At 63.8% G+C, this 3,668-nt stretch carries 5 protein-coding genes; 3 read left to right on the forward strand and 2 right to left on the reverse strand.

Annotated features, from left to right (window positions below):
* Positions 1-226 (forward strand): hypothetical protein (locus GY937_19375; GenBank protein MCP5058868.1); only part of this gene is annotated, 226 nt, incomplete at its 5' end.
* A gap of 570 nt (positions 227-796) precedes the next feature.
* On the opposite strand, the gene GY937_19380 is transcribed toward GY937_19375, so the two are convergent.
* Entirely contained in the window at positions 797-1,411 is a 615-nt protein-coding gene (locus tag GY937_19380) for a PEP-CTERM sorting domain-containing protein (GenBank protein MCP5058869.1), read from the reverse strand.
* A 552-nt stretch (positions 1,412-1,963) separates the two neighbouring features.
* Between GY937_19380 and GY937_19385 the strand changes: the two genes are divergently transcribed.
* Both GY937_19385 and GY937_19390 read left to right on the forward strand, forming a co-directional pair.
* The gene (locus GY937_19385; GenBank protein MCP5058870.1) at positions 1,964-2,215 is read left to right on the forward strand and encodes a type II toxin-antitoxin system Phd/YefM family antitoxin; all 252 of its coding nucleotides are present in this window, start codon (positions 1,964-1,966) and stop codon (positions 2,213-2,215) included.
* A 6-nt stretch (positions 2,216-2,221) separates the two neighbouring features.
* Positions 2,222-2,494 (forward strand): type II toxin-antitoxin system RelE/ParE family toxin, encoded by a 273-nt coding sequence (locus tag GY937_19390; GenBank protein MCP5058871.1) that lies wholly within the window; start codon positions 2,222-2,224, stop codon positions 2,492-2,494.
* 25 nt (positions 2,495-2,519) lie between these two features.
* Here GY937_19390 and GY937_19395 read toward each other — a convergent pair whose 3' ends face one another.
* Entirely contained in the window at positions 2,520-3,233 is a 714-nt protein-coding gene (locus GY937_19395; GenBank protein ID MCP5058872.1) for a DUF2293 domain-containing protein, read from the reverse strand.
* Between the last annotated feature and the right edge of the window lie 435 nt (positions 3,234-3,668).

The following is a 3,668-nucleotide window of genomic DNA, read 5'->3' on the forward strand; positions in this document are numbered from 1 at the left end:
CCGAAGCTTCCAGATCACCACGGGTGCCGCCAAGCGCCCGCGGACTCGCAAGCGAACCTTCGCCTACGTCTTCCAGTCGCTCTCCACGCTGCGCTTCGAACTCATCCAGCAGCCCGTCCGCATCGCTCGGCCCAGTGGACGACCCCAGCTCCGCTTCGCCGTCTCCTCGACGGCTCGATCCAGGATTCGGCGCTGCGAACGAGCGATCCAACGCCTCGCCGCCTGATCCGACCTCCGCTTCGCCTCCGGACTACACTGCTCAGCGTGAGACTATTCTCGGATCAGGGCTAGCTTGCCGCCGTTCGGCCCCCAGATCCTCCAATCCTCGGACAGCGCGGTGCGGTAGTGCCCCTGCGAGCCCGGCACGGGGGTAAGTCTTGTGTCGTATTCGAAATCGCCCATGGAAGAAGGCTACGGAATCTGACATCGGGCTGCCGACGGTGATGAAGCTGGCTCGCCTCAAGGAGTTCGGAATCGAGAGTGAGTGGCTCCATGCGGCTGTGTTTCTCCGTTGCACTTGGGGATCTGGCCGGACACCTCTGTCACCGACCCGCATGTCTACCTGATAGGCCGCCGCGGAGGGCGACTGAAGCTCGCCATCGCAGAGCTTCAGTTCGTAACTCGCGAAGATGGATTTCCGGATCGGCGCGAAATGATCGCCTGGTTGGGGAAGACCCACGGCCTTCCATTCAAGAGGCTCCTGATCCGGTGGGACCGATGACGGCAACTCTCGGCAAGGGAGGATCCCGGCCCATCTCGATCAACGTGGCGCGGCTCCTGGAGACACGTCTCCTTCTCAATCTGGGCTTCTTCGAAGAGCGGCGAGAGCTCCAAGGCCCAAGGCGAATAGGGCATGCGTCGTCGGCTCGGGGACGGAAACGTAGGTCCGGAAAGCAATGTCGAGGGGCGCTAGGGGCAACGTACCCGGACGGAGAAGCGGCTCACCCGGGCCCGCCGGGTTGATGCAGCTGAGGGCAAGCCCGCAGGTCCACGTCGCATCTCCGGCGGCGTACACGCCGTCGGTCGCACCAAGCCCCAGTAGATCGGAGTCTCCGACGAGGTTGAACTTGAACTGCATCAAGTCGCCTGCCACCACTTGGAAGCCGAAGGGCGTCAGGTCAATGGCAACCAAGCCAGTCGGCCCTCCCGGTATCAGGCCGGAGACGCCGACATCGCCCATGTTCGGGAACGAGAGCTGCAGCGTGGCACCTTCTGCGGGGGCGTGGAGAACCCACACGTCAATCGCCACGAGCTGGCCGGTGCGCCCCACGGTGAAACTCTGGTCGGTCCACGAATTGGCGTCGGTCCAGACCTCGGCCGTGGGCGGCCAGGAGGATTGGTCGAGAATCGGCGCGGCAACGGCCGGGTCGGCGAGGCCGAGCGCGAGAACCAGGACGAATCGCAGCGGCACGGGTGGCTCCTTCTGGACCCCTTCCCCAGAGGAATGTGGGTGCTCGCAAGGGATTGTGTCATCGCGATTGCGGCACAAGGGATCAGATCTCCCGGTTCCTGGGACTCGTTACCTACCCAGAGAGGGGGTGGCGATGGCGGTGCCCCAGAGGATCAGGCGCGAGATCCACAGGGCCTGCCCCCGAGAGCGTCAACCAGCCGTGACACATCTCGACCCGCGATCCGAGCTTGGCAGCGAAGAAGAGAAACCTAACAACGGCGGGGAGTTGATGGTGGCCCAGGCCAGAATCGAACTGGCGACACCCGCATTTTCAGTCGCAAGAAGAGGTGAGAATCGGCGCCTACTTGCCGCTCGTGGCTTGCAAGCGCCGGCAACCGGCGGAAATCGGGTGCATCGACGCCGGCCGACGGCCCTATACGGCCCCTCTGACCGCGGGGCCTCTCTCCCGTGAAAAACAGCTGCCTCCTGCGGATCGCTCAAGAATATGTACAAATTGTACGATTTGTACTACCCTGAATCGAGCCCACGAAATCGCTACCCACCAGGAGCCCCATGTCCACTATCGCCGTCAGCGAGGCCCGAGAGGACTTCTCAGAGATCGTGGACCGAGCCGCCCATCGCCACGAGCGTGTGCGTCTGTCTCGTCATGGCAAGGAGGTCGCCGCGATGGTGCCGATCGAGGATCTAGAGTTGCTAGAGCTACTGGAAGATCGCGCTGACCTCGACGCGATCCGCGAGGCGCTCGCGGAGAGCGGCGATCGTGCCCCCTACGAGTCGCTTCGCAAGGAACTCGGCCTGGAGTAGCCCCGCGTGCCCCGGTATTCGATCGAGTTCACCCCTGCCGCTGAACGCGACCTCCGCAAGCTCGCGAGGGCCGATCGGCGGACGCTTCGCCGAGTCGATGCAGCGATCCAGGCGTTGCGAACCGAGCCCCGGCCGGCCGGCGTCAGAAAGCTCAGCGGCGGCGACGACTACCGCATTCGCGTCGGCGACTATCGGATTCTCTACACCATCGTCGATGCGGTGCTCGTCGTTTGCGTCATCCGGGTCCGTGACAGGAAAGATGTCTACGGCCAGCGGTAGCTGCGGTGGCGTGGTCCACGGCCCGTCACTGCCCGTTTCCGGACCCGCTACCAGGGATGCCCTTCCAACCGTCCATGACCTGCTCGACCTGGCCCGCAATCTGAGCGCGAGACTCGAGGCGATCCCGGCCCCGGGCCAAGTGTTCGTCGTAGGGTGTATGAACGTGGCGAACATGCGCTTGTACGGCCAACCCGATGGAGGCCGCCTCGAGTTGCTTGGCGGATGCCGAGCGGCCCACCCGTCCCGATGACTTCGCACACGTGTGGCGTGCGATTGCATTCCGCTCGTCTGGAGGGCAGCCAGGGAAGAGCTCACCCACCCGCCGGGCGAAGGCAGACACGTACTCGGCATCCTCGCAGGCTCGACGTTCCGAAGCACGTTGCCGTGCCAGCTCGCGAGAGTCGGCGTCAGCGAGGCATTCCTGCTCCGCCTGTTCGAGTGCAGTCTCCTCGACGAGGATCCCCTGCCGTTCATATCGCTTGCGCGCTCGGCTGAAACGGACGACCACCGCCCGAAGGGCGGAGTGTTTGTTGGCACGGCGGGTGAGAGCCGTGTTCCCGCTCGGCAGGAAGACCAGATGCCCGAGGTCGGCGCAAACCATGCAAAGAGGGTGGTCGCCCTCCATTCGAAGGAACTCGCCTCTCCAGAGTTCGGTGCCGCACTCCGAGCACGAGGAATCCCTCACGATCGAAAAGACGACTATCCCGTCACGCTTCTTCGGGTTCTTGCGTGATGCCATTGGCTCTATCAGATCGGCGTTCCGCTTCGACCGCACCCCAGGATCAAGACGTTCGCAGGCAGGGTCCGCCGCCCAACCGATCAGGCTTCAGCTGCGAGCCACAGCGCCTGCGAACTTCGCCGAAGCCTCGATGTTTGATGCCAGAAGGTACCACAGCTCGCTGCGCCCGAGCTGTGGACCGCCAGCTGCGAGCCGTTGTTGGGCGGCCTGCGCCTCGGCTACGAATACTCCGGTTGGGGGTCGACTCCGGGCGCATCCAGAAGGAAAGTGACGACTTCCTCGTAGGGGCTCGAGCCTAGTGATGTGATTCACGCTGTTGGGGCATTATCCAGCGCGCGCCTGGCTCTGCCAACCTTTTCGATGATCTCTTCTGCTGTCTTGGACCAGACGAAGGGAGTGGGATCATCGTTGTGTCCGTCCACGTAACTCATCACG

This window comes from bacterium (genome assembly GCA_024228115.1).
In the GTDB taxonomy this organism is placed as follows: domain Bacteria; phylum Myxococcota_A; class UBA9160; order UBA9160; family UBA6930.